We start from the raw sequence: 25,834 nt of genomic DNA, 5'->3' as shown, positions 1-25,834 counted from the left end.
TGACACTGGACGGGTGCCTGAGGGAGACAGCGTCTGGAAGCTCGCCCGCCGGCTGGACCGCCAGTTGACCGGCCACACGGTCACGCGCTCCGACTTCCGCACGCCCGCGCTGGCCACCCGCGACCTCTCCGGTCGCGAGGTGGTCGGTCACGACACCCACGGCAAGCACCTGCTGACCCGGTTCTCGGGCGCGGCGGGGTCCCCGCCTGCGACGCTGCACAGCCACCTGCGCATGGACGGCTCGTGGTCGACCCTCGCCCCCGGCAAGCGGCTGCCCGCCAAGCTCCAGCCCCACGCGCGGCTCGTCTGGACCCTCGACGACGGGCGCAGGGTCCACGGCATCCGGCTGCACGACCTCGCCCTGGTGCCGACCGACCGCGAGGCCGACCTGGTCGGCCACCTCGGGCCCGATCCGCTGCGTGACGACTGGGACGCCGAGGAGGCCGTACGCCGGCTGCTCGCGCGGCCCGACGTGCCGCTCGTGACGGCGCTGCTCGACCAGCGGTCCCTGGCCGGCCTGGGCAACCTCTGGGCAAACGAGCTGGCCTTCCTCAGCGGCGTGAGCCCGTGGACCCCGCTCGGGGAGGTCGACGTGCCCCACCTCGTCGAGCGTGCCGCCACCATGCTGCGCCACTCCGCGACGGTCCCCGGCGCCTACCAGGTGACGACCGGCTCACCGGTCAAGGGCGACGACCACTGGGTCACCGGCCGCCAGCGGCAGGGGTGCCGACGGTGCGGCGGCCCGGTGAGCGTGCAGGCCGAGGTGCCCGGCGACGCCGCCAACCGCCGCACGTGGTGGTGCCGGTCGTGCCAGCCCGGCCCGGGGCCTGAGGCCCGGGTGGGCGACGGCCCCGGGATCAGACGTGGTGCAGGCGCCGCGCGGCCTCGGCGACCGAGCCGCTCATCGACGGGTAGACGGTGAACGCGTGCGCGAGCTGGTCGGCGGTCAACGACTCCGCGACCGCGACCGACACCGGGTGGATGAGCTCGGAGGCGCGCGGCCCGACGACCACGCCCCCGACCACGATGCCGGTGCCGGGACGGCAGAAGAGCTTCACGAAGCCGTCGCGCACGCCCTGCATCTTGGCCCGCGCGTTGCCGGCCAGCGGCAGGGTGACGACCTCGGCGACGATCTCGCCGGCGTCGACGGCCTGCTGCGACCAGCCGACCGTGGCGATCTCGGGTGAGGTGAAGACGTTGGAGGAGACCTTCTTGAGGTCGAGCGGTGCCACCGCGTCGCCGAGGAAGTGCCACATCGCGATCCGCCCCTGCATCGCGGCGACCGAGGCGAGCATCAGCACGCCCGTGCAGTCGCCCGCGGCGTAGACCCCGCGCGCCGAGGTGCGCGAGACCCGGTCCACGGTGATGAACCCACCCTCGTCGACGGCGACACCGGCCTCCTCGAGGCCGAGGTCGGCCGTGTTGGGGATCGAGCCGAGCGCGAGGATGCAGTGGCTGCCCGAGACCGTACGGCCGTCGGTCAGGGTCACCGTGACCTCGTCGCCGTCACGGGTGACCGACTGCATGCGCGAGCGGCTGAGCACCTTCATCCCGCGGCGGGTCGCCACGTCCTCGAGCACCTTGGACGCGTCGGCGTCCTCGCCGGGCAGCACCCGGTCGCGGCTGCTGACCAGCGTCACGTCGATGCCGAGGGAGAGGTAGGCGCTGGCGAACTCGGCGCCGGTGACGCCCGAGCCGACGACGATGAGCTTCTCCGGCACCTCGGTCAGGTCGTAGACCTGCTCCCAGGTGAGGATCCGCTCGCCATCGGGCTGGGCACTCGGCAGCGTGCGCGGGGCCGCGCCCGTCGCGACGATGATCGCGTCGGCGTGCAGGGTCTCCTCGCCGTCCGCGGTCGTCGCGACGACGGTCAGGTCGGGCCCGAGCCGGCCGCGGCCGGTGAGCACGCGTACGCCGTCGCGGTCGAGGCGGGCGGCGATGTCGGACGACTGGTCGGTCGCGAGCTGCTTGACCCGGGCGTTGACCCGGGCCAGGTCGACGGAGATCGCCGTGGCCGCGTCGCCCTGGTGGTCCTCGAAGTTGACCCCCAGCTCGCGTGCGGTCGACATGTCGCTCATCAGCTCGGCGGTGGCGATGAGCGTCTTGCTCGGCACGCAGTCGGTGAGCACCGCCGAGCCGCCGACGCCGTCGGTGTCGACGACGGTGACCTCCGCGCCCAGCTGCGCGGCCACGTGCGCGGCCTCGTAGCCGCCCGGGCCGCCGCCGATGATGACGATGTGGTCGGTCATCAGAGGTTGATCATGTGACCGGCGATGCCGTGCACGGCCTCCTTGACGGCCTCGCCGAGCGTCGGGTGGGCGAAGACGTTGCGGGCCACCTCGTCGGCGGTCAGGTCCCACTTCTGGGCCAGGGTCATCACCGGCAGCAGCTCGGTGACGTCGGGGCCGATCATGTGGGTGCCGATGATCTCGTTGTGCTCGGCGTCGGCGACGACCTTGACGAAGCCGATCGCCTCGCCGAGGCCCATCGCCTTGCCGTTGGCGGTGAAGGGGAACGTCGCGGTCTTGACGTCGTAGCCCTTCTCCTTGGCCTGGGCCTCGCTGTAGCCGAACGACGCGATCTGCGGCATGCAGTAGGTGGCGCGGGGCACGAAGTCGTACTCGACCGGCATGGTCTCGGCGCCGTTGATGGTCTCGGCGGCGACGATGCCCATCGCCTCCGCGACGTGGGCCAGCATCAGCTTGCCGGTGCAGTCGCCGATCGCGTAGACGTTGTCCACGTTGGTGCGGCCGTAGTCGTCGATCTCGATCGCGCCCCGCTCGGAGACGTTGACGCCGATGTTCTCGAGGCCGAAGCCCTTCACGCGCGGCGCGAAGCCGAAGGCCGCGAGGAACTTGTCGGCCTCGAGCACCTGCTCGTCGCCGCCGTCGGCGGGGGCGACGGTGACCTTGACGCCCGAGCCGGTGTCCTCGACCTTCTTCACCGCGGTCGAGGTGAGCACCTTCACGCCGAGCTTCTTGTAGTGCTTGAGGAGCTCCTTGGAGATGTCGGCGTCCTCGGTGGGGACCATCCGGTCGAGGAACTCCACGATCGTCACGTCGACGCCGAAGTTGGCCATCACGTAGGCGAACTCGACGCCGATCGCGCCGGAGCCGCCGATGACGATCGAGCCGGGCAGCTCGTCGGTGAGGATCTGCTCCTCGTAGGTCACGACGTTGTCGCTGAGCTCGACGCCGGGCACGAGACGCACCGTCGCGCCGGTGGCGAGGATCAGGTTGTCGAAGGTGTAGCCGGTGGTCTCGCCGTCCTTGCCCTTGACGTCGATCCCGGTCGCGCTGGTGAGCGTGCCCCAGCCGTCGACCTCGGTGATCTTGTTCTTCTTCATCAGGAAGTGGACGCCCTTGACGATGCCGGCGCTGACGTCGCGGCTGCGCTTGTGGGTCGGACCGAACGCCATGGTCGCGTCGCCCTCGATGCCGAACTTCGCCTTCTCGTGCTGGAGCGTGTGAGCCAGCTCGGCGTTCTTCAGCAGCGCCTTGGACGGGATGCAGCCGACGTTGAGGCACACCCCTCCCCAGTACTTCTCCTCCACCACGGCCACCTTCTGGCCGAGCTGGGAGGCGCGGATCGCGGCGACGTAGCCACCGGGGCCGGCGCCGAGGACGAGGGTGTCGAAGTGCGTGTCGGTCACGCCCCCAGCCTAGTTGTCCGCTGCGTGGGGGGAACACCCGCCCGAGGCTTGTCCTGAGGAGCGCGCCCCGGCGCGCGTCACGAAGGGTCGCGGCTCGATACTGTGTCGCCCGTGACCCTGTACGCCGCCTACGGGACGAACCTCGATCCCGCCCGCATGGGCGAGCGATGCCCCCACTCGATCCTGCACTCCACGGGGTGGCTCACCGGCTGGCGGCTGACCTTCGGCGGGGAGGAGCACGGCTGGGACGGCGCCCTCTCCACGATCGTCCAGGACCCCTTCGAGCAGGTCTTCGTCGCGGTCTACGACGTCACGCCCGAGGACGAGCGTGAGCTCGACGGCTGGGAGGCCGCCGACACCGGGCTCTACCGCAAGACGAAGGTGCGGGTGCAGACGCTGACCGGCGAGCTCGTCGTGTGGTCCTACGTCCTCGACGCCTACGAGGGCGGCCTGCCCTCGGCGTCCTACCTCGGGGTCCTCGCCGACTCCGCCGAGGCCGCCGGTGCGCCCGAGGACTACGTCGCGGCCCTGCGCCGCCGCGCCTGCCGGTCCACCGGACTCTGAGGCGGGGCTCCGGCTCGGTCTAGAGTTCCCGGCGTGACCCATGCAGCAGCCGTCCCCACGCCCTACGAGAACGCCGCCGAGGCCGCCGCGCGGCTCGCCGAGCTGACCGGCGTCGAGCGCCACGACGTCGCCCTCGTCCTGGGCTCGGGCTGGCTGCCGGCCGTCGACGCGCTCGGCGAGGCCACCGCGGAGATCGACACCACCGACCTGCCCGGCTTCAGCGCCGCCGCGGTCGCCGGCCACAGCGGCAAGATCCGCTCCATCCGCTGCACCGACTCCGACGGCGCCGAGCGCAACCTGCTCGTCTTCCTCTCGCGCACCCACTTCTACGAGGGCAAGGGCGTCGCCGCGGTCGTCCACCCGATCCGTACGGCCGCTGCCGCCGGCTGCTCGGCGATCGTCCTCACCAACGGGTGCGGCGGCCTCAAGCAGGGATGGCAGCCCGGCCAGCCGGTGCTGATCTCCGACCACATCAACCTGACGGGCACCAGTCCCATCGTCGGCGCGAACTTCGTCGACCTGACCGACCTCTACAGCCCGCGCCTGCGCGCGATGTGCAAGGAGGTCGACGGCTCCCTCGACGAGGGCGTCTACGTGCAGTTCCCCGGCCCCCACTACGAGACGCCCGCCGAGGTCCGGATGGCCGGCATCCTCGGTGGCCACCTCGTCGGCATGAGCACCACGCTCGAGGCGATCGCCGCCCGCGAGGCCGGCATGGAGGTCCTCGGCATCAGCCTGGTCACCAACCTGGCCGCCGGTCTGAGCGGCGAGCCGCTCAACCACGAGGAGGTCCTCGAGGCGGGTCGCTCCGCCGCCAGCCGGATGGGCGGTCTGCTGAGCCAGGTCGTCACGAGGATCTGAGGCCCGCGATGCGCGTGCTGGTCACCGGCGCCGCCGGCAGCATCGGTCGGGTGGTCACCACCGGGCTGGCGAGCGCCGGCCACGACGTCGTGGGGCTCGACCTGGTCCCGCCGCCGGACGGCACCCCCTTCGCCTGGCACGAGGCGGACTGTGCCGACGCGGACGCCGCCGAGGCCGTCTTCGCGGCTCTGTCGACCGGGGGCAGGCTCGACGCCGTCGTCCACCTCGCCGGCATCCCCGACGAGGCGTCGCTGCCCGACGAGCTCACCTCCCACGTCGTGACGACCGCGGCCCTGCTCGACGCGATGGTGGCCCACGACGTGCCCCGCATCGTCTACGCCTCCTCCAACCACGCGGTGGGCCGCACGCCGCGCGCCGACGGGACGTTGACCGAGCACGCCCTCCCCCGCCCCGACACCTACTACGGCGTCGCCAAGGTCGCGGCCGAGGCGCTCCTGCACCTGTTCGCCGACCGGCACGGCATCGACGCGGTGGCGTGCCGGATCGGGTCGTTCCTCGAGGAGCCGGCCAGCGTGCGCGGCCTCTCGACGTGGCTCTCCCACGACGACTGCGTCCGCATGGTCCACGCGGCCCTGACCGCGCCTGCCCCCGGCTTTGCGGTCCTCTACGGCATCAGCGCCAACACCCGCGCGTGGTGGGACCTCGAGCCGGGCCGTCGCCTCGGCTACGAGCCGCAGGACGACGCCGAGGCCTATGCCGACCGGGTCGAGCCCGGGCCGCACGACGAGGCGGAGGCCGAGCACGTCGGCGGTCCGTTCGCGACGGCGCAGTTCCACCGCCCGGCTCTCGGCAGCTGACTCGACGCTTGACTCGGCGCTTGACTTGGAGCGCACTCCAAGTCGGACACTGGTCGGATGACCAGCCTGAGCATCGCCGAGGCGGCCGAGCGGACCGGGCTCACCGCCCACACGCTGCGCTACTACGAGCGTGACGGGCTGCTGCTGCACTCGGTCGACCGGGCGCCGTCGGGTCATCGCCGCTACACCGACGAGGACCTCCGGTGGATCCAGATGGTGACCCGGCTCCGCGCCACCGGCATGCCCATCCGCGACGTACGCCGCTATGCCGCCCTGGTGCGTGAGGGCGACGGCAACGAGGCCGAGCGCCTGGGGCTGCTCCTCGCGCACCGGGAGGTCGTGGAGCGCCAGCTCGCCGAGGTGACCGGCCACCTGCGCGCGATCGACCACAAGATCGCGCTCTACGAGAACAAGGTCGCCCCAGCTCCTTGACCTTGAGCGCGCTCGAAGGCGAAGGGTGGCAGTCATGAGCATCCAGACACGACAGATCGGCTCCCTGACCGTCTCCGCCCTCGGCCTCGGCTGCATGGGGATGTCGGAGTTCTACGGCACGCCCGATGAGCAGGCGGGCATCGACACGATCCACCGGGCCCTCGACCTCGGCGTGACCTTCCTCGACACCGCCGACATGTACGGCCCGTTCACCAACGAGCGGCTGGTGGGTCGGGCGATCGCGGACCGCCGCGACGACGTCCAGCTCGCCACGAAGTTCGGCAACGAGCGCAACCCCGACGGCTCCTGGGTCGGCATCAACGGCTCCCCCGACTACGTCCGCCGCGCCTGCGACGCCTCCCTCGAGCGGCTCGGCGTCGACCACCTCGACCTCTACTACCAGCACCGTGTCGACAAGACGGTGCCGATCGAGGAGACCGTCGGCGCGATGGCCGAGCTCGTCGAGGCCGGCAAGGTGCGCCACCTCGGGCTGTCGGAGGCCGGCGCGGAGACCATCCGCCGGGCCCACGCCACGCACCCGATCACCGCGCTGCAGTCGGAGTACTCCCTCTTCACCCGCGACGTCGAGGACGAGATCGTCCCGGTGCTGCGTGAGCTGGGGATCGGCCTGGTGCCCTACTCCCCCCTCGGTCGCGGCATCCTCACCGGCGCCGTGACGCGCGAGTCCCTGGAGTCCGACGACTCCCGCGCCACCGACCGGTTCCCCCGCTTCAGCGGCGACGCCCTCGACGCCAACCTCGCGCTGGTCGACAAGGTGAGGGAGCTGGCCGCCGACAAGGGCTGCACCCCCGGCCAGCTCGCGCTCGCCTGGGTGCTCGCCCAGGGCGACGCGCAGCTGGGTGTCGCGCCGATCCCCGGCACCAAGCGGGTGCGCTACCTCGAGGAGAACGTCGGTGCGCTCGACGTCGAGCTCACCGGCGACGACCTGGCCGCCCTGGAGCAGGCCGTGCCGCGCGACGCCGTGGCCGGCGAGCGCTACGGTGACATGTCGTCCATCGACGCGTGACCGGGCACTTCCTGCCCGTCCTGAACGCCGACCGGGCACTTCGTGCCCGTCCTCGATGGCCCGAACGGGCAGGAACTGCCCGCTCGGCGGCACTGACGGGCAGGAACTGCCCGCTCGTCAGGTCGCGGCGATCCCGACCCGGCCCTCGCGGAAGGCGTCGACGAACAGGGCGTGGTCCTCGCGCACGCGGACGGCGTACGCGATCCCCCAGTCGCACAGCCACGACACGAACTCGTTGCGGCGGCCCTCCAGCGACGCGGCAATCGCCTGCTCGACCTGGAAGTCGACGAGGTCCTGCTCGCTGTCCTCGTCGGAGGCGCAGTGGATCTTGGCGGTCGCGCGACCGAGCAGGTCCACCACGGCGCGCATGTCCTCGGGCTCGTTGATCTCGCTCCAGTCGAGGTCGACCTCGTAGGGCGAGATCTCCGAGACGACGAACCCCACGCCGTCGATGCTCGTGTGACCGAGGAGCGGGTCGGTGTGCACCTGCAGGGCCCGCTGGCTGACCACCGTGCGGTGGCCCTCGTGCTCGAAGTAGGCGTCGACACCGCTGGTGTCGACGAAGCGGCTCACGGCCGGGATGTTGGCCTGCTTCATGCTGAGCACGACGTCGTTGTCGAGCGCCTGGCTGTAGCCCTCGACCAGCACGTTGTACGCCGGCAGCCCGGCGCTGCCGATGCCGAAGCCCGACTTGCCCACGACGTCGCGCAGCTCGTAGAACAGCGCCCGGTCGAACCGCTTCGACTCCGGGATGGTGTCGAGGTAGGAGCGGAAGGCGGCGACCACGGCGGCGCGCTCCTCGCGCGGGAGCCGCCAGGCGGTCGCGTCCTCGACGAAGCGCCGGGTGCCGCGCTGCAGGACGGTGATGTCGTCGAGGAGGTCGGCACGGCGCATCTCCCGGGCCACCGTCAGGGCGGTGAGGATGGGGCCGTCGGCGTTGTCGATGCGGATGGCGAAGTCGTGGTCGTCGTCGGAGGCGACGTAGTGGTTGACCTGCGCGAGGTAGCTGCGCATGTAGCGCGCGACCAGCTTGCGGATCGCGTCGTCCGGGAGCGCCTTTTGCCAGCCGACCAGCGCCAGGCTCGCGGCGAAGCGCTGGAGGTCCCAGGTGAACCGGCCGAGGTAGGCCTCGTCGAAGTCGTTGATGTCGAAGATCAGCCGGCCGTCGGAGTTGAGGTAGGTGCCGAAGTTCTCGACGTGGAGGTCGCCGTGGATCCAGATGCGCTCGGCGCCGTGCCCGGCCCAGTCGTCGTCCTCCGCCGTCACGTCGTTGTAGAACAGGCAGGCGCTGCCGCGGTAGAACGCGTGCGGGTCGCTGGCCATCTTGCGGTACTTGGCGCGGAACGCCGCGGGATCCGCCCGCATCAGGGGCGCGAACGCGTCCTGCAGCACCCCGATGATCACCTGGGTACGAGCGTCGGTGCGGGCGTCGGTTCGCGCAGTGGCCATGCCGGCACTCTAGGACCGGGGGGCCGATAGGTTGGGGCCATGGCAACCACACAACTCGGCCCCAACACCATCAGCACCGTGGGCGAGCTCCCCGCGGTCGGCTCGAAGGCTCCCGGCTTCGAGCTCGTCGACTCGAAGTTCCAGTCCCTCACCGACGCCGACGTCTCTGGCAAGCGCGTCGTGCTCAACATCTTCCCGAGCATCGACACCGGCGTGTGCCAGGCGAGCGTCAAGAAGTTCAACGAGCTCGCCGCCGGCCTCGACGACACCGCGGTGGTCTGCGTCTCGCGCGACCTGCCCTTCGCCCAGGCCCGCTTCTGCGGTGCCGAGGGGATCGACGACGTGCTGGTCGGCTCCGCATTCCGCTCGTCCTTCGGGCACGACTACGGCGTGGCCATCGACGGCGGCGGCTGGGACCAGCTCTTCGCCCGCGCCGTGGTCGTCGTCGACGCCGACGGCACCGTGCTCCACACCCAGCTCACCGACGCGATCGGCGACGAGCCCGACTACGACGCAGCGGTGGCCGCGCTCGGCTGATCGACCGACCCAATCCGCGCGACCGTGGCCGCGGACCCCACCTCGGGGTCCGCGGCCACGGTCGTCTGGGGCCACGGTCGCTACTGGCGCGCGGCGAGCCAATCGTGCTCGACCTGCGGCAGCAGCCCCGAGCCGATGAAGTCGGCTGCGAGGTCCTTGTCGCCCATCAGGGCGCGGAAGTACGCCGGCAGCCTCAGGCCGTGCCCGGGCCGGTGGACGACCTCGATCGCGTCGCCCGCCCGGATGGCGCCGGGCTCGACGACGGCGAGGTAGGCGCCGGTGAGGCCGCGCTCGGCGAAGCGGCGTACCCAGGCCCGCTCGGCCATGTGCTTGGCGAAGGTCGCGCACGGGATGCGGGGCCCGCACACCTCGAGGAGCGTGCCGCCGACCTGCCACCGCTCCCCCACCTCGGCGGTGTCGACCTCGAGGCCGGCGGTGGTGAGGTTCTCCCCGAACATGCCGTCGACCAGGTCACGGCCGAGGTGCTCGCCCCACCAGTCGAGCTCCTCGCGGGCGACGGCGTAGACGGCCTGGGTCGTCCCGCCGTGGTGCTTGCGACTGATGATGGCGTCGCCGATGACGCCGCTGCCCAGCCCGCCGCGCTTCGGCCCGGGGTCGCGCACCTCGATGCTGTCGACCGGGCGCTTGTGGATGCCGCTGGGCCGCTTGAGCCCGGGGACGGGCCCGGCGCTGCCGGCGTTGACGGAGCGGACGACGGCTGGCACCCGCACACGCTAGCCGGACCGCCCGTACCCCGCTTCTGGATATGCGGGGTTCACGCCGCGGGGTGACCAGCGCGAGCCGAGATCGTGGAAGTTCTGAGTCATCAGGTGACACGGAACCTCCATGATCTTCCGACCGCTCGAGATTCCAGGCCCTACTGTCACGACATGGCTGATCGCGTGGCTGTCTACATCGACTTCGACAACGTCGTGATCTCTCGGTACGACCACGTTCACGGCAAAGGTGCTTGGGTCCAGGACGGCGCGCGGGATCACGGGATGGTTGGTCCGGCAAACGATCCGGTCGCCGCGAAGCTCGCCGAGGCGAAGGTCGACCTCGGCGCGATCATTGACTACGCCACCTCATTCGGGGTGGTCGCCATGACGCGGGCGTATGCCGATTGGTCCGTACGAGCGAACGCTGCATATCGGAAGGACCTCGTGAACCAGACCGTCGACCTGGTCCAGCTCTTCCCCGTATCCGGAACGAAGAACGGCGCGGACATCCGGCTCGCCGTCGATGCCGTCGACGACCTGTCGCGGCACCCGGACATCAGCCATGTGGTGCTAGTCGCCGGCGACTCTGACTACGTCCCGTTGGCCCAGCGCTGCAAGAGGCTCGGGCGCAGCGTCGTCGGCATCGGTGTGGTGGGGTCGACAAGCCCGGTGCTGGTGCGCGCCTGCGACGAGTTCGCCAGGTACGAGGAACTACCCGGAGTTGCTCCCGACGAGGTCTCGGAGACGCACCCCGCACCTGTCGAAGCCGTGACCCCTACGGTCCCGTCGAGCGCGCCGCCGTCGGAGCTTGGCAAGGCAGCGAGCACGAGCCGCACGTCAGGGCACGCGAAGGCCTCCGCCTTGCTTGTCCGGACTATGAAGGTTGCGAAGAAGACCGACGACGGGTGGGTCTACGCCGCCGCCCTCAAGAGCCAGATGAAGCGCATCGACCCGGCGTTCGACGAGAAGACCCTCGGCTTCTCATCGTTCAAGGTGTTCGCCGAGTCGTGCTCCGCCGTTGTCACCACCAAGATCCGGGACACTCATCAGCTGGTGCGCCTGCGCTGAGCCGAGCCGTCAGGAGTCGCTGGAGTGGCAGACGGCCTCGATGTTGTTGCCCTCGGTGTCGCGCACGAAGGCGCCGTAGTACGCCGGGTGGTACTCCGGCCACAGCCGTGGCTCGTGGAGCGACTCCGCCCCCGCAGCCACCGCCTCGGCGTGCCAGGCCCGCACCGTGGCGGCGTCCGCGGCGCGGAACGCCACGTGGACCTCGCGGTTGGGCCCGACCCCCTCGAACGTGCTGATCCAGAAGTCCGGCTCGTCGGTGCCGTAGCCGATGGCCTCGTCGAAGTCCATGACACGGCGGTGGCCGAGCACGCCCAGGACGCGGTCGTAGAACGCCGCTGCGCGCGGCAGGTCGGTGCAGTTGATGCCCAGGTGATCGATCATCCGTCGATGGTGGCACCGCCCACCGACATCCGCCTCCGGGTGGGGATAGCGTGCGTCCATGACCGACCGGACCGTCCCCACCGACCTGCTCGAGACCGCCCGCGCCTGGGCCGCCGAGGACCCCGACGAGCAGACCCGCGCCGAGCTGGAGACGCTCGTCGCCGCGGCCGAGCGGGGCGAGGAGACCGACCTCGCCGACCGGTTCGCCGGCACCCTCGAGTTCGGCACCGCCGGCCTGCGCGGCGCGCTGGGCGCCGGCCCCAACCGGATGAACCGGGTCGTGGTCACCCGCGCGGCGGCCGGCCTGGCGGCGTACCTCCGCGACACCGGCCACGCCGGCGGATCCGTGGTGATCGGCTTCGACGCCCGCCACAACTCCGACGTCTTCGCGCGCGACACCGCGGAGGTGATGACCGGCGCCGGGTTCAAGGCCCTGGTGATGCCGCGGACCCTGCCCACGCCGCTGCTGGCCTTCGCGATCCGCGAGCTCGGCTGTGCGGCCGGCGTGATGGTCACCGCCAGCCACAACCCGCCGCAGGACAACGGCTACAAGGTCTACCTCGGCGACGGCAGCCAGATCGTCCCGCCCGCCGACAGCGAGATCGCCGCCCGGATCGCCGCCGTCGGCCCCCTCGCCGAGCTGCCGCGCGGCGACGCCGGCCGCGTGGTGGGCGAGGAGATCATCGACCGCTACCTCGACACCGTCGCCGGCCTCGCCGAGGACGGGCCGCGCGATCTGCGCGTCGTCTACACCCCGCTCCACGGCGTCGGCGGTACGACGGTCGCGCAGGTGCTCGAGACCGCCGGCTTCGACGCCCCGCACGTCGTCGAGCAGCAGGAGCACCCCGACCCCGACTTCCCGACCGTCTCGTTCCCCAACCCCGAGGAGCCGGGCGCGATGGACCTCGCGATGGCGCTCGCAGCGGAGCACAGGGCCGACCTCGTCGTCGCCAACGACCCCGACGCCGACCGCTGCGCGGTCGCCGTCCCGGACGTCCACGGCTGGCGGATGCTGCGCGGCGACGAGGTGGGTGCCCTGCTGGCGCACCACCTGATCGCGCGGGGGCGGACGGGCACCTTCGCCAACTCGATCGTGTCCTCCAGCCTGCTCGGCAAGATGGCCGCCGCGGCCGGGCAGCCGCACGAGGAGACGCTGACCGGCTTCAAGTGGATCGGCCGGGTCGAGGGGCTCGCGTTCGGCTACGAGGAGGCGCTGGGCTACTGCTGCGACCCCGAGCACGTGCGGGACAAGGACGGCGTCTCGGCGCTGCTGCTCGTCTGCGAGCTCGCCGCGCAGGCCAAGGCCGAGGGCCGGGGGCTCACCGACATCCTCGACGACATCGCCCACCAGCACGGCCTGCACGCCACCGACCAGCTCTCGGTGCGCTTCGAGGACCTCGCCGACATCCCCGCGACCATGGACCGGCTGCGCAGCGCGCCGCCCACCTCCCTCGGCGGCCTCGCCGTCGAGCAGGTCGAGGACCTCTCGGAGGGGTCGGCTGCCCTGCCGCCGACCGACGGGCTTCGCTACACGCTCGCCGAGGGGGCCCGGGTGATCGTGCGTCCCAGCGGCACCGAGCCCAAGGTCAAGTGCTACCTCGAGGTCGTCATCCCCGTCGAGGCCGGCCCCGACGGGAGCGGTCCCGACGCGGCCCGCATCTCCGCCGCCGGCCGGCTCGACGCCATCAAGGCCGACCTGCGGGGCGCGGCCTTCGGGGGCTGAGTCCGGGGTCGAGCCGCTACCCTCGGACCATGGTCCGGACCGCCGCCGACGCAGCAGCACGCGCGCGCCTCGCGCTCGTGCTCGCGCTGCTCGGCATCGCGTCCGCCCTCACCGCCGCCTCGCTCGACCCGACGGCGACCGCCCAGACGGTCGTGGTGATGACCGCCCTCTCCGCGGCCAGCGCCCTCGCCGGCGTGCACTGCCTGCTGGCCGTGCCCGACGCCGGGCTCCACTCGCTCCGGCCGCGCCGACGCGCCGCCGACATCCCGCTCGTGCTCGCCGGACGGACCACCGACGTGGTCCACCCGGTGCGTCCGCGCGCTCCTGGACGCGTCTGACCCGTCGCCCCCGCGCGACGTCGTACAGACCCTTCCACCCTCGTCCAGGAGACACCCATGTCACTGCTCGCCCCGATCAAGCACGCCCTCGCCTCGGTCCTCGCGACCACCCACGACGCCCTCACCGCGCTCGGCGCCCCCGCCGACTCCGCCGTCACGTGGGTCGTCGGCATCGCCTCGCTCGTCGTCCTCGTCCGGCTCGCGCTCCTCCCCTTCGTCATCCACGGCGTCCGCCAGGCGCACGCGTCGGCTCGCGCTCGGCCCCACCTGATGGGCATCACGGAGCGCTATCGCGGCCGCACCGACGCCGAGAGCCTGCGCGCCCACATGGACGAGCGGCGAGCCGTGTCCGCCGAGCACGGGGTGAGCCGGCTCGGCTGCCTGCCGGTGCTCGTGCAGCTGCCGGTGTGGCTCGGTCTCTACCACCTCGTGTCCGACGTGGCCTCCGGCGTCGCCGTCGGCGCGATGGGGCCGGGCCTCGTCTCGTCCTTCGGCGCCGCCTCGGTCGTCGGCGTCTCGCTCGCCGGCCACGGCTACCTCGGCTCCGGCGGCCTCCACCTCGCGGTCGTGGCCGGTTTGGCGGTGACCGCGGCAGCGCTGTCGTACGTCACCCAGCGCTTCGTGGTCGCGTCCAACACCTCGGTCGAGGGCATGCCGGAGGCGATGGTCGCCGCGCAGCGCATCATGCCGGTGATGTCGGCAGGCGGGCTGCTCCTCGCGGGCGGCGTCGTGCCGGTGGCGCTGCTCTTCTACTGGGTGTGCAGCTCGACGTGGACGCTCGGCCAGTCCGCGGCCGTCGCGCGGTGGTGGCCCACACCGGGTACGGCGGCTGCCGCTCGTCGCGTCACGGCGTGACGACCAGGTTGCCGACCTTGCGGCCGGAGTCGACGATGCGGTGCGCCTCGACGATCTCGGCCAGCGGCAGCGTCTGCCCGACCACCGGCTGCAGCTCCCCCGCCGCGAGGCGCGCGAGCAGCCACGCGAAGTCGGCCGGGTCCTCCGGCCAGGGGCCGGCGCGCACCTGGCCCCGCGCCAGGACGGTGTCGACCAGGCCGGCGACGGCGAGCACCAGCACGCCGGAGGGTGCGAGCAGGCGGCGCCCGGAGCGGCGGTCGAGGTTGCCCACGGCGTCGAGCACCACGTCGTACGCCGCGGGCAGGTCGTGCACGGACGTCCGGCCGTGGTCGACCACCTCGTCGGCGCCGAGCGAGCGCACCAGGTCCGCGTTGCGCTCGCTGCAGACGGCGGTGACGTGGGCCCCGGCGAGGTGCGCGACCTGCACCGCAGCCGTCCCGACGGCACCCGAGGCGCCGTTGACGAGCACGCGGCGACCGGGCCCGACGACGTCGCGCAGGACGTGGTGAGCCGTGCTGCCACCGAAGAGCACCGCGGCGGCGTCCGTGAGGGCGACGCCGGCGGGCACCTGGGTGAGCCGGTCCGCGCGGACGGCGGCGAGCTCGGCGTGCGCACCCATCGCGGCGCCCGTCATCCCGGCGACTTCGTCGCCCACCGAGATCCCGGTGACGCCGGGTCCGACGGACTCGACCACGCCCGCGTGGACCACGCCGAGGACGGACCGGCGCGGCCCGCTCCACCCGAGGGCCAGCCTGCCCGGCAACGCGAAGCCGGGCGGGAAGCGGCACCCGCGGATCCGGGCGTCCCCGGAGTTGACGGTCGTCGCCCGCACGCGCACGACGACCTGGCCCTTGCCCGCGACCGGGTCGGGCACGTCCCGCACCGAGACGACCTCCGGCGGTCCGTACCGCTCCACGACTGCTGCCTTCACGACCACTCCCACCTTACGCCCGTAAGTCCGACTGGACGAGAGTAGCCTTACGCGCGTAAGTCACGCACCCGAGGAGACCCGCTTGTCCAGACCACCGCTCTCCCCCGAGCGCGTCGTCGACGCCGCCAGCCGGGTCGCCGACGCCGCCGGCCTGGCCGGGGTGAGCATGCGCAGCGTCGGCCGCGAGCTCGGCGTCGAGGCGATGTCGCTCTACCACCACGTGGCCAGCAAGGACGCGCTGCTCGACGGCCTCGCCGACTGGGTCTTCGCCCGGGTCGCGACACCGGTGAAGGACGGCCCGTGGCGTGCGGAGATGGAGGCGCGCGCCCGCTCGGCGCGGAGCGTCCTGGCAGCGCACCCGTGGGGGCTCGGGCTGATCGAGTCGCGGCGCTCCCCCGGTCCGGCCACCCTTGGCCACCACGACGCGGTGATCGGCTGCCTGCGTGCGTCGGGCTTCTCCGTCGCGCTGGCCGCGCACGCCTTCTCGGTGCTCGACGCCTACGTCTTCGGGTTCGTGCTGACCGAGGTGAACCTGCCCTTCCAGCCCGGCGAGTCGGCCGACGACTTCGTCGACGGGCTCGGTGACGCGCTCGCCGACCACCCGCACCTTGCCGAGATGGTCGCCACCCAGGTGGTCGGCCGCGACTACGCCTACGGGAACGAGTTCGACTACGGGCTGGCCCTGATCCTCGACGGCCTCGAGGCGCGCTTCGGCGAGCTCACAGGAAGAAGCTGACCACCAGCAGCACGGCCGCCGCCCCGATGAGAGCGAGGGGCAGACGCGCAGGCTCACGGCGTACGGCGTCGGGAAGCGCGCGCTGCTCCTCCGAACCGGCGGTCACCCCCGCACGCTCCCGCGCTGCGTCGACGAGCTCGCGGAGCCGGTGCTCGGCCCAGTCGGCGTACTTCATCCCCTCGCGCGGACCTTCCGCGGCAGCGGGATCCCGACGCGAGGTGGCCGTCTTGCGCCACGTGCGACCCAGCACGGTGCTCACCAGCCGCCGATCGCCGGCGCGGACGGCCAGGACCTGGCGCAGGGCCATCTCCTCGACCGCGGCCAGCCGGATGTGGACCGTCTCGCCGAGGTTGCGCATGACGAGGTGCTCGTCGGTGACCCACAGCGCCGGACGCAGCATCGAGGCCCACGCCAGCACGCCGCCCAGCAGCGCGGCGGCCGCGACCCACAGCGGGAAGCCCTGGTCGCGGTAGACCACCGCGGCGAGGACGAGCGTGGCGCTGAGCGCCACCGCGGCCCACCCGGAGAGCCGTCCGCTCGTGGGCTGGAACCGCTCCACCACGGCCTCACCATCGTCCTGCAGGCGTGCCATGGTCTCCTCGCCGTTTTGGGCAGACATTGGCCCCCTGCGGATTGCCGGGGGCGTTCGCGCCAACTCTATGCTGGGTCGGTGACGCCCACTCCCAGCTCAACGGCGAGCTCGCCCTCCGCGACCGGGGTCTTCGACGACATCGTGCGCTCGGAGTCCTCGCTCCGCCGCTTCCTCCACGGACTCCCCGGGGTCGACCAGGTCGGGTGCGAGGCCCGCGCCGCCGGCCTAGCGACCCGATCGATCAAGACCACGTCGAAGGCCTACGCCATCGACCTGGCCATCCGGATGGTCGACCTGACCACGCTCGAGGGCCAGGACACCCACGGCAAGGTCCGCGCGCTCTCGTCCAAGGCGATGCGTCCCGACCCCGCCGACCCGACCTGCCCGGCCACCGCGGCCGTCTGCGTCTACCCCGACATGGTCGCCACCGCCAAGCAGACGCTCGGCGACAGCGGCGTCCACGTCGCGGCGGTCGCCACGGCGTTCCCCAGCGGTCGCGCGGCGATGGACATCAAGCTCGCCGACACCCGTGACGCCGTCGAGGCCGGCGCCGACGAGATCGACATGGTCATCGACCGCGGCGCCTTCCTGTCCGGGCGCTACCTCGACGTCTACGAGGAGATCGCCCAGGTCAAGGAGGCCTGTGCCAGGCCTGACGGGTCGAGCGCGCACCTCAAGGTGATCTTCGAGACCGGCGAGCTGCAGACCTACGACAACGTCCGTCGCGCCAGCTGGCTCGCGATGATGGCCGGCGGCCACTTCATCAAGACCTCCACCGGCAAGGTCCAGCCCGCCGCGACCCTCCCGGTCACGCTGATCATGCTCGAGGCGGTCCGCGACTTCCGCGAGCAGACCGGCCAGATGGTCGGCGTCAAGCCCGCCGGCGGCATCAAGACCACCAAGGACGCCATCAAGTACCTCGTGATGGTCAACGAGATCTGCGGCGACGACTGGCTCGACCCCGACTGGTTCCGCTTCGGCGCCTCCACGCTGCTCAACGACCTGCTCATGCAGCGCACCAAGATGACGACCGGCCGCTACTCCGGTCCCGACTACTTCACGCTGGACTGATAACCATGGCATTCGAGTACGCCCCCGCACCCGAGTCGCGCGCGATCGTCGACATCAAGCCGTCCTACGGCCTGTTCATCAACGGCGAGTTCGTCGACGGCACCGGCACCTCGTTCAAGACGGTCAACCCCGCGAACGAGGAGGTGCTGGCCGAGGTCGCCGAGGCCAGCGACGCCGACGTCGACGAGGCCGTCAAGGCCGCCCGCCGCGCCTACACCCGCGTCTGGTCGCGGATGTCCGGCGCCGAGCGCGCCAAGTACCTCTACCGGATCGCCCGGATCATCCAGGAGCGCGGCCGCGAGCTCGCCGTCCTGGAGTCGATCGACAACGGCAAGCCGATCAAGGAGTCGCGCGACGTCGACGTCCCGATCGTCGCCGCCCACTTCTTCTACTACGCCGGCTGGGCGGACAAGCTGCAGTACTCCGGCTACGGCTCGACCCCGCTCGGCGTCGCCGGCCAGGTCATCCCGTGGAACTTCCCGCTGCTGATGCTGGCGTGGAAGATCGCCCCGGCCCTGGCCTGCGGCAACACCGTCGTGCTCAAGCCCGCCGAGACCACCCCGCTGACCGCGCTGCTCTTCGCCGAGATCTGCCAGCAGGCCGACCTGCCGCCCGGCGTCGTCAACATCGTCACCGGCGCCGGCGACACCGGTCGGGCCATCGTGTCGCACCCCGACGTCGACAAGGTGGCCTTCACCGGCTCCACCGAGGTCGGCAAGGCGATCGCCCGCACCGTCGCCGGCACCGACAAGAAGGTCACCCTCGAGCTCGGCGGCAAGGCCGCCAACATCGTCTTCGACGACGCCCCGATCGACCAGGCCGTCGAGGGCATCGTCGACGGCATCTTCTTCAACCAGGGCCACGTCTGCTGCGCGGGCTCGCGCCTGCTGGTGCAGGAATCGGTGGCCGACGAGGTGCTCGAGCGGCTCAAGCGCCGCATGTCGACGCTCCGCATGGGCGACCCGCTCGACAAGAACACCGACGTGGGCGCCATCAACTCCGGCGAGCAGCTCATGCGCATCCGCGAGCTCTCCCAGGTCGGTGACGCCGAGGGCGCCGAGCGCTGGGAGGTCGCGTGCGATCTTCCCACCAAGGGCTTCTGGTTCCCGCCGACGATCTTCACCGGCGTCTCGCAGGCCCACCGCATCGCCCGCGAGGAGATCTTCGGCCCGGTGCTGTCGGTGCTGACCTTCCGCACGCCGTCCGAGGCGATCGAGAAGGCCAACAACACCCCGTTCGGCCTGTCGGCCGGCGTGTGGACCGACAAGGGCTCGCGCATCCTGTCCATGGCCAACCGCCTCCGCGCGGGCGTGGTCTGGGCCAACACGTTCAACAAGTTCGACCCCACCTCGCCGTTCGGCGGCTACAAGGAGTCCGGGTACGGCCGCGAGGGCGGTCGCCACGGTCTCGAGGGCTACCTCAAGGGAGCTGACAGCTGATGTCCCGCATCGACGTGCGCAAGACGTACAAGCTCTACATCGGGGGTGCGTTCCCCCGCTCGGAGTCGGGTCGCTCCTACGTCGTCAACGACGCCAAGGGCCGCCTGCTGGCCAACGCCGCCCAGGCCTCCCGCAAGGACGCCCGCGACGCCGTCGTCGCCGCGCGCGCCGCCTTCGGTGGCTGGTCCGGCAGGACGGCCTACAACCGCGCCCAGGTCGTCTACCGCATCGCCGAGGTGCTCGAGGGCCGTCGCGAGCAGTTCGAGGCCGAGATCCGCGCCGCAGAGGGCATCACCCCGGCCAGGGCACGAGCCTCCGTCGACGCCGCGATCGACCGCCTCGTCTGGTACGCCGGCTGGGCCGACAAGATCACCCAGGTCGTCGGCAACGCCAACCCGGTCGCCGGCCCGTTCTTCAACCTGTCGACCCCGGAGCCCAGCGGCGTCATCGCCGTCGTCGCCCCGCGCGGCTCCCTGCTCGGCCTGGTCAGCGTCGTCGCGCCGCTGATCGTCACCGGCAACACCGTCGTCGTCATCGCCAGCGAGGACAACCCGCTGACCGCCATCACGCTCGGCGAGGTGATGGCCACCAGCGACCTGCCCGGTGGCGTCGTCAACGTGCTGACCGGCTCGCAGGCCGAGATCGCCCCGTGGCTCGCCTCCCACATGGACGTCAACGGCATCGACCTCACCGGCGTCGAGGACGACGAGCTCGCCACCGAGCTCGAGGTGGCCGCGGCGGACAACCTCAAGCGCGTGCGCCGTCCCGCTCCTGACACGGACTGGCTCGTCGAGCCGGGCCTGGACCGGATGACGCAGTTCCTCGAGACCAAGACGGTCTGGCACCCGATCGGCGTCTGAGCCGCGCACCGCACGTACGACGAGGCCCCCGGAGCGAGCGCTCCGGGGGCCTTCGTGCGTGATCGGGGCCGCACCTGGTGGGGTAGTCCGACACCTGTTGGCCGTTGCAACGGCCAACAGGTGGCGGACTCCCCGCTCATGCGGGGACTCCCCGATCAGGGAGGAGAGACTCTCCGATCAGCGGTTGAGCAGCGCCGAGGCGAGCACCCCGAGGATCTCGTTGGGGTTGTTCACGAGGTAGTTCTGACCGCCGGTGGCGGCCGCGATCTGCTCGAGCTCACCGGTGTCGGCGTCCTGCGAGATGCCGATGATGATCACCTTGACGGGCTTGGCCGGGTCACGCAGCGACTTGAGCTGGTTGACGAGCGACTCCAGCGAGAGCGAGCTCGAGTCGTCGCTCGCGCCGTCGGTCATGATGACCACGGAGTTGAACCACGCCGGGTCCCACATCTCCTGGGCGTGCTTGTAGGCGGCCAGGGTGGTGTCCATGACACCGGTCCCGCCACGCACCTTGCCGGGGAGGGCGTCGGCCTCGGCCCGGACCTCCTCACCGTGGCTCTTGCCGTCGGCACCCGGGGCGTCGAGCCGCTCGAGGGGCGAGTACTCGGCGTACGACGCACCGTTCTCGCCGCGGTTCTTGGAGAAGCCCCAGATGCCGATGCGGGCCTGCGCCGGGAAGGCGTCGAGCGCCACCTGGGACGCCGTCACCGCGAGCCCGATGCGGGTGGTGTCGCCGATGGCCATCTTCATCGACCCGGAGAGGTCGACCACGGCGAGGATGCTGGAGGGCACCGAGAGCACGCGCCACTGGCGCAGCGTGTCGTCGGTGGTCTTCTGCGGCACCTTGGCGAGCACGGGCGCGCTGCCGAGGCCGATGTCGTTGGGCAGCGGGGCGCCGTCGGGACCGCGGAGCTCCGCGGCTGCGATGGCCTCGATGCCGGCCGCCGAGGAGAACCAGCGGCCGAGCGCCCGGCCCACGCGGGCCGACAGGTCGCCGCCGGAGGAGAGGATGTCCTTGCTGCCGCGGTTCACGTCGATCAGCGGGTACTGCAGCATCGGCACACCGGTCCGCGGAGCCACCAGGGCGAGCTGGTCGTTGCTGCGACGGGCGGCCAGGTAGGCCTGCTCGGTCGCCGGGACGAGCTGGGTGCTGGAGGCGGTGATGGTCGAGAGGTCGGTCTCGTTGGCGCTGCCGGCCACGGCGCGCTCGCCGTAGGTCTGGGCGACCGGGACGGTCTTCTCCTCGATGGTCAGCGCGGTCTCGCCCGTCTTCTTCATCTCGGCGTAGGGCGCGAGCAGTGCGAGCGCGGAGGCACCCTCGGCGCTCGGGTCGGCCATCGCCAGGCTGCCGCCGTCGAGCACGGCGGACCAGGAGGCCGGGGCCTTGGCCGCGGGACCGCCGATGAGGCCGACCGGCGTCTGGGCGAGCACCTCGGCGATCGGCGTACCGGTCCAGCCGGCGCTGGTGAGCTGGCCCTTCCAGGTCGGGCTGTCCGGGATCCAGATCTCGGGCAGCTCGGCATTGGGGTCGCTCAGCAGGGCGACGACGTCCTTCACGCTGCCGGCGGTGACCTGGATGTCGATGCAGGGCTCGTCCTGGTTGACGTCCTTGACGGCCTTGTTGACGAGGTCCTCCATCACCGGGGCGGTGGTCAGCGTGACCACCTCGGAGATGCAGTCGGCCCCCTTGGGCTCGCCGCTGGCCCCGCGCACCGCGAAGAAGCCGACGAGACCCACGACGAGCGCCAGCGCGAGCCCGCCCAGCACGAAGGTCTTGGCGGGGCGCCCAGCCGGGCCGCCGGAGCTGTCCGCGGTCTCGGGTGCGGTCGAGTCGTCGAGACTCATGGAGGTCCTCCCACAGAGGTGTCGATCGGGGGTCTGGGCGAGACTAAGGTCAAGCCTTCGAGCCCCGTGGCCGAACGACGAAATGAGTTCGCAACAAATGAGCACAGCCCAGGTGGTCGTCCTGGCCGGTCCCAGCGGCGCCGGGAAGTCCCGGCTCGCCGAGCGTCTCGGACTCCCCGTCCTGCGCCTCGACGACTTCTACAAGGACGGCGACGACCCCTCGCTCCCCCGCATCACCACCGGCGCCAACGCCGGGCTCGTCGACTGGGACCACCCGGACTCCTGGCACGAGGCCGACGCGCTGGCCGCGCTGCGCCAGCTGTGCGCCACCGGCCGCGCTGAGGTGCCGATCTACGAGATCGCCCTCAATGGGCGCTGCGGCACGCACACCGTGGACCTCGGCGGCGCCACCCGCTTCGTCGCGGAAGGCATCTTCGCCCCGGACGTCGTGGCCGCCTGTCGGGAGGAGGGGATCCTCGCCGCCGCCTACTGCATCACCCAGCACCCGCTCGTGACGTTCTGGCGCCGCCTCACCCGCGACCTGCGCGAGCACCGCAAGCCGCCGGTGGTGCTCGTGCGCCGCGGACTGGCGCTGCTGCGCGACCAGCAGCGGGTCGTCTCCCACGCCGTCCGACAGGGGTGCCGGCGCGCGACGGGCGACCAGGCCTACGCCGAGCTGTCCGCCGACAGCGACCGGGCTAGCCGGCGATGAGGGCTGCGTAGCCCGGCTTGACGACCTCGTCGATGAGGGCGAGCCGCTCGTCGAAGGGCAGGAAGGCCGACTTCATCGCGTTGATGGTGAACCAGCGCAGGTCCTCGAGCGTGTAGCCGAACGCCTCGACCAGGCCGAACATCTCCTGCGTCATCGACGTACCGCTCATCAGGCGGTTGTCGGTGTTGACGGTGACCCGGAAGCGCAGGTCGGTCAGCAGCCCGATCGGGTGCTCGGCGAAGGACTCGGCCGCCCCGGTCTGGATGTTGGAGCTGGGGCACATCTCGAGCGGGATGCGCTTGTCGCGGACGTAGGCCGCGAGCCGGCCCAGCTCGACCGAGCCGTCGTCGTGGACGGTGATGTCGTCGATGATCCGCACGCCGTGGCCTAGCCGGTCGGCGCCGCACCACTGGATCGCCTCCCAGATCGACGGCAGCCCGAAGGCCTCGCCGGCGTGGATGGTGAAGTGCGCGTTCTCGCGCTGGAGGTACTCGAAGGCGTCGAGGTGGCGGGTGGGCGGGAAGCCCGCCTCGGCGCCGGCGATGTCGAAGCCGGCGACCCCGCGGTCGCGCCAGGCGATGGCCAGCTCGGCGATCTCCATCGAGCGCGCCTGGTGACGCATCGCGGTCAGCAGCTGGCGTACGACGATCCTGCCGCCGCTGGCGGCCATCGCGGCGTCGAATCCCTCCTGGACCGCGGCGACGACCTCGTCGAGGGTCAGCCCGCCGCTGACGTGCTGCTCCGGCGCGTAGCGCACCTCGGCGTAGACGACCCCGTCGGCGGCGAGGTCCTCGACGCACTCACGCGCCACGCGCGCGATCGCGGAGCCGCTCTGCATCACCGCGACGGTGTGGTCGAAGGTCTCGAGGTAGCGCACCAGCGAGCCGGAGTCGGCCGACTCGGCGAACCAGCGGCCCAGCGACTCCGCGTCGGGGGCCGGCAGCTCGTGGCCGGCCTCGGCGGCGAGCTCCACGATCGTCTGGGGACGCAGCCCGCCGTCGAGGTGGTCGTGCAGCAGGACCTTCGGGGCGGCCTGCACCTGGTCGCGGGTGGGAGTGCTCATCCGGACATCCAATCAGGGCCCGCCATGGTCAAGCACTATGTTCGTGCGCATGCGCACCTTCACCACCCTCGACGAGGTCGCCGCCGCCGCCGGGTCCGAGATCGGGACCAGCGAGTGGCTCGTCGTCGACCAGGACCGGATCGACGCCTTCGCCGACGCCACCCTCGACCACCAGTGGATCCACGTCGACGTCGAGGCAGCGGGTACCGGACCCTTCGGCGGCACCATCGCCCACGGGTTCCTCACCCTGAGCCTGCTCCCCCACTTCGCCTCCCAGGTCTTCCGGCTCGAGACCCCGGGCGCCCGGCTCAACTACGGGCTGGACAAGGTGCGCTTCCCCGCCCCGGTGCCGGTGGACAGCCGGCTGCGCTCGCACGTGCGCTTCGGCGAGGTGCGCGAGCTCGCCGCCGGCAAGCAGCTCGTCGTCGAGCACACGGTCGAGATCGAGGGCCACGACAAGCCGGCCTGCGTGGCCGCGCACGTCGTGCTGCTCCTGGCCTGACGGCGGGCCCGGTCGGTCACCGCGAGAGCACCGCCTGGGCGAACACCCCCAGGATGTCCTCGGGCTGGGCCGCGAGGTAGGCCTCGCCCCCGGTGACGCGCGCCATCTGCCGCAGCGCGTCGAGGTCGGCGTCGCCGCTGATGGCGATCCCCACCATCCGCACGGGCCGGTCAGGATCACGCAGCTCCTCGAGACGCTGCAGCAACGCCTGCAGACCGATCGAGCCGGGATCCTCGTTCTGGCCGTCGGTCATCAGGACGACCGCGTTGGAGTAGTGCGGCCGATAGCTGCGCAGCGCCTCCCGGTAGGCCGCCAGCGCCGTGTCGTACAGACCGGTCCCGCCGTCGGTCAGGCCGGGCATCTCGGCGGCCCACTCGCGCAGGGCGTAGCGCTGGGTGCGTCCGAAGCGCAGGTCGTCGAGGCGCCGGATCGGCTCGAGCTCGCGCCAGTCCTGTCCCGGTCCTCCCTTCTCGATCGAGAACACCCACAGCCCCACCCGGGCGTGGTCGGGCAGGAAGCCCAGACCGATCCGGGCCGCATCGGCCAGCAGGTCCATGCGTGAACCGGTGCCGGCGTCGAAGTCCATCGACCCCGACGCGTCGACCACGGCGAGCATCGCCGACGGCACGCTGAGCGAGCGCCACGACAGCACCGCCTCGCCGATCGCCTTCGCGGACGGCGCCGGCAGCGTCCCTCGCACGTCGTCAGGGCTGCGGAGCCCCTCGGCGGCGACCAGCGCCTGCCCCTCCTCGCTGGCGAGGTAGGAGCCGAGCGCGCGGGCGAGCGCGCGTGATCCCTCGGCCGCCTCCCGACTGAGGGTGAGGGGGAAGTCGAGTGCCGGTGAGCCGACGTCCGGGGTGAGGTCGCGCAGGTCGTCGCGGCCCTCCACCGTGCTGAAGTCCTGCTCGGTGGTGACCACCAGGCGCGGAGACCTCCGGACGAACATCGCGGGCTGCACCGCGTCGTCCTCACCGTTCAGCCGCCGCGCACCCTGTGCCTGGGCGAAGGGCACCAGCATCTGCTGGGACTCCGCGCGGCTGCGACCGATCGACCGCGCCTCCACACCGGGCGCGGTGAGGGCCAGGGCGCCCGCCACCGACGATTCGGGGTCCGGCGTGGACACCAGTCCGGACGCCTCGGCGTCACCCCAGGACGGCCACCGGCGGGCTCGGTCGCCGCCCACCAGCAGGACCGGTGTGTTGGCCAGGCTCCTGACCAGCAGCCGCGGTCGGGTGGCCTCGCCGAGGTAGGCCTCGGTGGTGAGGACGTGCGCCTCCGGGATCCAGATGTCCGGCAGCTCACCGCCCATCGAGACGCCCTGGGCGACGGCGATCCCCGGGCGCATCGCCGGGGCGACCTGCACGCAGTCGGGCGTGACGTCCGCGAGAGCGGCCACCACGACGCCGTACATCTCCGGGGCGACCGCGACGTCGACGTTGCGGAACTCGGCGCACCCGTCGGAGGCCGCGGCACCGCCGTCGTCGCGTGAGAGGGCCAGCCAGGTGGCACCCGCACCGACCGCCAGGCCCGCCACCAGCACCACGGCCGCCAGCACGGCAGTGGACATCGTCGCGCGGCCGGGTCCACGCTCGTCGTTGGTCTGCATGGGCTCCCCCAAGATCCCTAGGTAAAGAAACGCTAGGCAGGGGGCCGACCGGA

Annotated in this window: 27 protein-coding genes; 17 read left to right on the top strand and 10 right to left on the bottom strand. The window is 71.9% G+C overall.

Going from position 1 to position 25,834, the window contains the following annotated elements; translation table 11 throughout:
- The first annotated feature begins 13 nt into the window (after positions 1–13).
- Entirely contained in the window at positions 14–922 is a 909-nt protein-coding gene (locus ACNKF0_RS05275) for a DNA-formamidopyrimidine glycosylase family protein (RefSeq protein WP_416956372.1), read from the top strand.
- Here the strand turns inward: ACNKF0_RS05275 and ACNKF0_RS05270 are convergent.
- Positions 858–2,249 carry an NAD(P)H-quinone dehydrogenase gene (locus ACNKF0_RS05270; RefSeq protein ID WP_416956370.1) on the bottom strand — a complete coding sequence of 464 codons (1,392 nt, stop codon included), beginning with the start codon at positions 2,247–2,249 and terminating at the stop codon, positions 858–860. The genes ACNKF0_RS05275 and ACNKF0_RS05270 overlap by 65 nt on opposite strands.
- Positions 2,249–3,652 (bottom strand): dihydrolipoyl dehydrogenase, encoded by a 1,404-nt coding sequence (gene lpdA / locus ACNKF0_RS05265; protein WP_416956368.1) that lies wholly within the window; start codon positions 3,650–3,652, stop codon positions 2,249–2,251. The genes ACNKF0_RS05270 and lpdA overlap by 1 nt, the downstream gene beginning before the upstream one ends.
- 111 nt (positions 3,653–3,763) lie before the next feature.
- On the opposite strand from lpdA, the gene ACNKF0_RS05260 reads away from it, so the two are divergent.
- The 5 genes from ACNKF0_RS05260 to ACNKF0_RS05240 are packed head-to-tail and all read left to right on the top strand — an operon-like array spanning position 3,764 to position 7,354.
- Positions 3,764–4,216: a gamma-glutamylcyclotransferase gene (locus ACNKF0_RS05260; protein WP_299922243.1), complete on the top strand. Its 453-nt coding sequence runs from the start codon at positions 3,764–3,766 to the stop codon at positions 4,214–4,216.
- A 33-nt stretch (positions 4,217–4,249) separates the two neighbouring features.
- A complete protein-coding gene (locus tag ACNKF0_RS05255; protein WP_416956366.1) occupies positions 4,250–5,077 on the top strand; it encodes a purine-nucleoside phosphorylase in 828 nt (275 codons plus the stop codon).
- A gap of 8 nt (positions 5,078–5,085) precedes the next feature.
- Positions 5,086–5,895, top strand: a complete 810-nt coding sequence (locus tag ACNKF0_RS05250) for an NAD-dependent epimerase/dehydratase family protein (protein WP_416956364.1) — start codon at positions 5,086–5,088, stop codon at positions 5,893–5,895.
- A gap of 57 nt (positions 5,896–5,952) precedes the next feature.
- Positions 5,953–6,327, top strand: a complete 375-nt coding sequence (locus ACNKF0_RS05245) for a MerR family transcriptional regulator (RefSeq protein ID WP_416956362.1) — start codon at positions 5,953–5,955, stop codon at positions 6,325–6,327.
- A 34-nt stretch (positions 6,328–6,361) separates the two neighbouring features.
- A complete protein-coding gene (locus ACNKF0_RS05240; RefSeq protein WP_416956360.1) occupies positions 6,362–7,354 on the top strand; it encodes an aldo/keto reductase in 993 nt (330 codons plus the stop codon).
- A gap of 117 nt (positions 7,355–7,471) precedes the next feature.
- On the opposite strand, the gene ACNKF0_RS05235 is transcribed toward ACNKF0_RS05240, so the two are convergent.
- Positions 7,472–8,803, bottom strand: coding sequence for a DUF2252 domain-containing protein (locus tag ACNKF0_RS05235; protein ID WP_416956358.1), 1,332 nt, complete (start codon positions 8,801–8,803; stop codon positions 7,472–7,474).
- A gap of 39 nt (positions 8,804–8,842) precedes the next feature.
- On the opposite strand from ACNKF0_RS05235, the gene tpx reads away from it, so the two are divergent.
- Entirely contained in the window at positions 8,843–9,340 is a 498-nt protein-coding gene (tpx, locus tag ACNKF0_RS05230; protein ID WP_416956356.1) for a thiol peroxidase, read from the top strand.
- A gap of 80 nt (positions 9,341–9,420) precedes the next feature.
- On the opposite strand, the gene ACNKF0_RS05225 is transcribed toward tpx, so the two are convergent.
- Positions 9,421–10,065: an MOSC domain-containing protein gene (locus ACNKF0_RS05225; protein WP_416956354.1), complete on the bottom strand. Its 645-nt coding sequence runs from the start codon at positions 10,063–10,065 to the stop codon at positions 9,421–9,423.
- Between the two features lie 165 nt (positions 10,066–10,230).
- Here ACNKF0_RS05225 and ACNKF0_RS05220 point away from each other — a divergent pair, with 165 nt between their 5' ends.
- Entirely contained in the window at positions 10,231–11,127 is an 897-nt protein-coding gene (locus ACNKF0_RS05220; protein WP_416956352.1) for an NYN domain-containing protein, read from the top strand.
- A gap of 9 nt (positions 11,128–11,136) precedes the next feature.
- Here ACNKF0_RS05220 and ACNKF0_RS05215 read toward each other — a convergent pair whose 3' ends face one another.
- The gene (locus ACNKF0_RS05215) at positions 11,137–11,508 is read right to left on the bottom strand and encodes a VOC family protein (RefSeq protein WP_416956350.1); all 372 of its coding nucleotides are present in this window, start codon (positions 11,506–11,508) and stop codon (positions 11,137–11,139) included.
- Between the two features lie 58 nt (positions 11,509–11,566).
- Between ACNKF0_RS05215 and ACNKF0_RS05210 the strand changes: the two genes are divergently transcribed.
- From ACNKF0_RS05210 to yidC, 3 genes are read left to right on the top strand one after another with little or no spacing between them, the layout of a single operon-like run.
- Positions 11,567–13,231, top strand: a complete 1,665-nt coding sequence (locus tag ACNKF0_RS05210) for a phospho-sugar mutase (protein WP_416956348.1) — start codon at positions 11,567–11,569, stop codon at positions 13,229–13,231.
- Between the two features lie 29 nt (positions 13,232–13,260).
- Positions 13,261–13,569, top strand: a complete 309-nt coding sequence (locus ACNKF0_RS05205) for a hypothetical protein (protein ID WP_416956346.1) — start codon at positions 13,261–13,263, stop codon at positions 13,567–13,569.
- Positions 13,570–13,626: 57 nt separating this feature from the next.
- The gene (gene yidC, locus ACNKF0_RS05200) at positions 13,627–14,424 is read left to right on the top strand and encodes a membrane protein insertase YidC (protein ID WP_416956345.1); all 798 of its coding nucleotides are present in this window, start codon (positions 13,627–13,629) and stop codon (positions 14,422–14,424) included.
- On the opposite strand, the gene ACNKF0_RS05195 is transcribed toward yidC, so the two are convergent.
- Positions 14,414–15,355, bottom strand: a complete 942-nt coding sequence (locus ACNKF0_RS05195; RefSeq protein ID WP_416956343.1) for an NAD(P)-dependent alcohol dehydrogenase — start codon at positions 15,353–15,355, stop codon at positions 14,414–14,416. The genes yidC and ACNKF0_RS05195 overlap by 11 nt on opposite strands.
- Before the next feature lie 82 nt (positions 15,356–15,437).
- Here ACNKF0_RS05195 and ACNKF0_RS05190 point away from each other — a divergent pair, with 82 nt between their 5' ends.
- Entirely contained in the window at positions 15,438–16,091 is a 654-nt protein-coding gene (locus ACNKF0_RS05190; protein WP_416956341.1) for a TetR/AcrR family transcriptional regulator, read from the top strand.
- Here ACNKF0_RS05190 and ACNKF0_RS05185 read toward each other — a convergent pair.
- Positions 16,075–16,683 (bottom strand): hypothetical protein, encoded by a 609-nt coding sequence (locus ACNKF0_RS05185; RefSeq protein ID WP_416956339.1) that lies wholly within the window; start codon positions 16,681–16,683, stop codon positions 16,075–16,077. The genes ACNKF0_RS05190 and ACNKF0_RS05185 overlap by 17 nt on opposite strands.
- 78 nt (positions 16,684–16,761) lie before the next feature.
- On the opposite strand from ACNKF0_RS05185, the gene deoC reads away from it, so the two are divergent.
- From deoC to ACNKF0_RS05170, 3 genes are read left to right on the top strand one after another with little or no spacing between them, the layout of a single operon-like run.
- A complete protein-coding gene (deoC, locus tag ACNKF0_RS05180) occupies positions 16,762–17,754 on the top strand; it encodes a deoxyribose-phosphate aldolase (protein ID WP_416956337.1) in 993 nt (330 codons plus the stop codon).
- A gap of 5 nt (positions 17,755–17,759) precedes the next feature.
- Positions 17,760–19,193: an aldehyde dehydrogenase family protein gene (locus ACNKF0_RS05175; protein WP_299922276.1), complete on the top strand. Its 1,434-nt coding sequence runs from the start codon at positions 17,760–17,762 to the stop codon at positions 19,191–19,193.
- Positions 19,193–20,053 carry an aldehyde dehydrogenase family protein gene (locus ACNKF0_RS05170; RefSeq protein WP_416956335.1) on the top strand — a complete coding sequence of 287 codons (861 nt, stop codon included), beginning with the start codon at positions 19,193–19,195 and terminating at the stop codon, positions 20,051–20,053. The genes ACNKF0_RS05175 and ACNKF0_RS05170 overlap by 1 nt, the downstream gene beginning before the upstream one ends.
- Positions 20,054–20,230: 177 nt before the next feature.
- Here ACNKF0_RS05170 and ACNKF0_RS05165 read toward each other — a convergent pair whose 3' ends face one another.
- Positions 20,231–21,898, bottom strand: a complete 1,668-nt coding sequence (locus ACNKF0_RS05165) for a substrate-binding domain-containing protein (protein WP_416956333.1) — start codon at positions 21,896–21,898, stop codon at positions 20,231–20,233.
- A gap of 97 nt (positions 21,899–21,995) precedes the next feature.
- Here ACNKF0_RS05165 and ACNKF0_RS05160 point away from each other — a divergent pair, with 97 nt between their 5' ends.
- A complete protein-coding gene (locus ACNKF0_RS05160) occupies positions 21,996–22,610 on the top strand; it encodes an ATP-binding protein (RefSeq protein WP_416956331.1) in 615 nt (204 codons plus the stop codon).
- Here ACNKF0_RS05160 and ACNKF0_RS05155 read toward each other — a convergent pair.
- A complete protein-coding gene (locus ACNKF0_RS05155) occupies positions 22,597–23,673 on the bottom strand; it encodes an adenosine deaminase (protein WP_416956329.1) in 1,077 nt (358 codons plus the stop codon). The genes ACNKF0_RS05160 and ACNKF0_RS05155 overlap by 14 nt on opposite strands.
- Positions 23,674–23,722: 49 nt before the next feature.
- Here ACNKF0_RS05155 and ACNKF0_RS05150 point away from each other — a divergent pair, with 49 nt between their 5' ends.
- Positions 23,723–24,175, top strand: a complete 453-nt coding sequence (locus ACNKF0_RS05150) for a MaoC family dehydratase (protein ID WP_416956327.1) — start codon at positions 23,723–23,725, stop codon at positions 24,173–24,175.
- A gap of 16 nt (positions 24,176–24,191) precedes the next feature.
- On the opposite strand, the gene ACNKF0_RS05145 is transcribed toward ACNKF0_RS05150, so the two are convergent.
- Complete coding sequence (locus ACNKF0_RS05145) at positions 24,192–25,781, bottom strand: VWA domain-containing protein (RefSeq protein WP_416956325.1); 1,590 nt, start codon at positions 25,779–25,781, stop codon at positions 24,192–24,194.
- Positions 25,782–25,834 lie beyond the last annotated feature (53 nt).

It is taken from the genome of Nocardioides sp. T5, from assembly GCF_048161455.1.
In the GTDB taxonomy this organism is placed as follows: domain Bacteria; phylum Actinomycetota; class Actinomycetes; order Propionibacteriales; family Nocardioidaceae; genus Nocardioides.
Note: the sequence above shows the minus strand (reverse complement) of the source record. Positions and strands in the feature narration are given on the sequence as shown.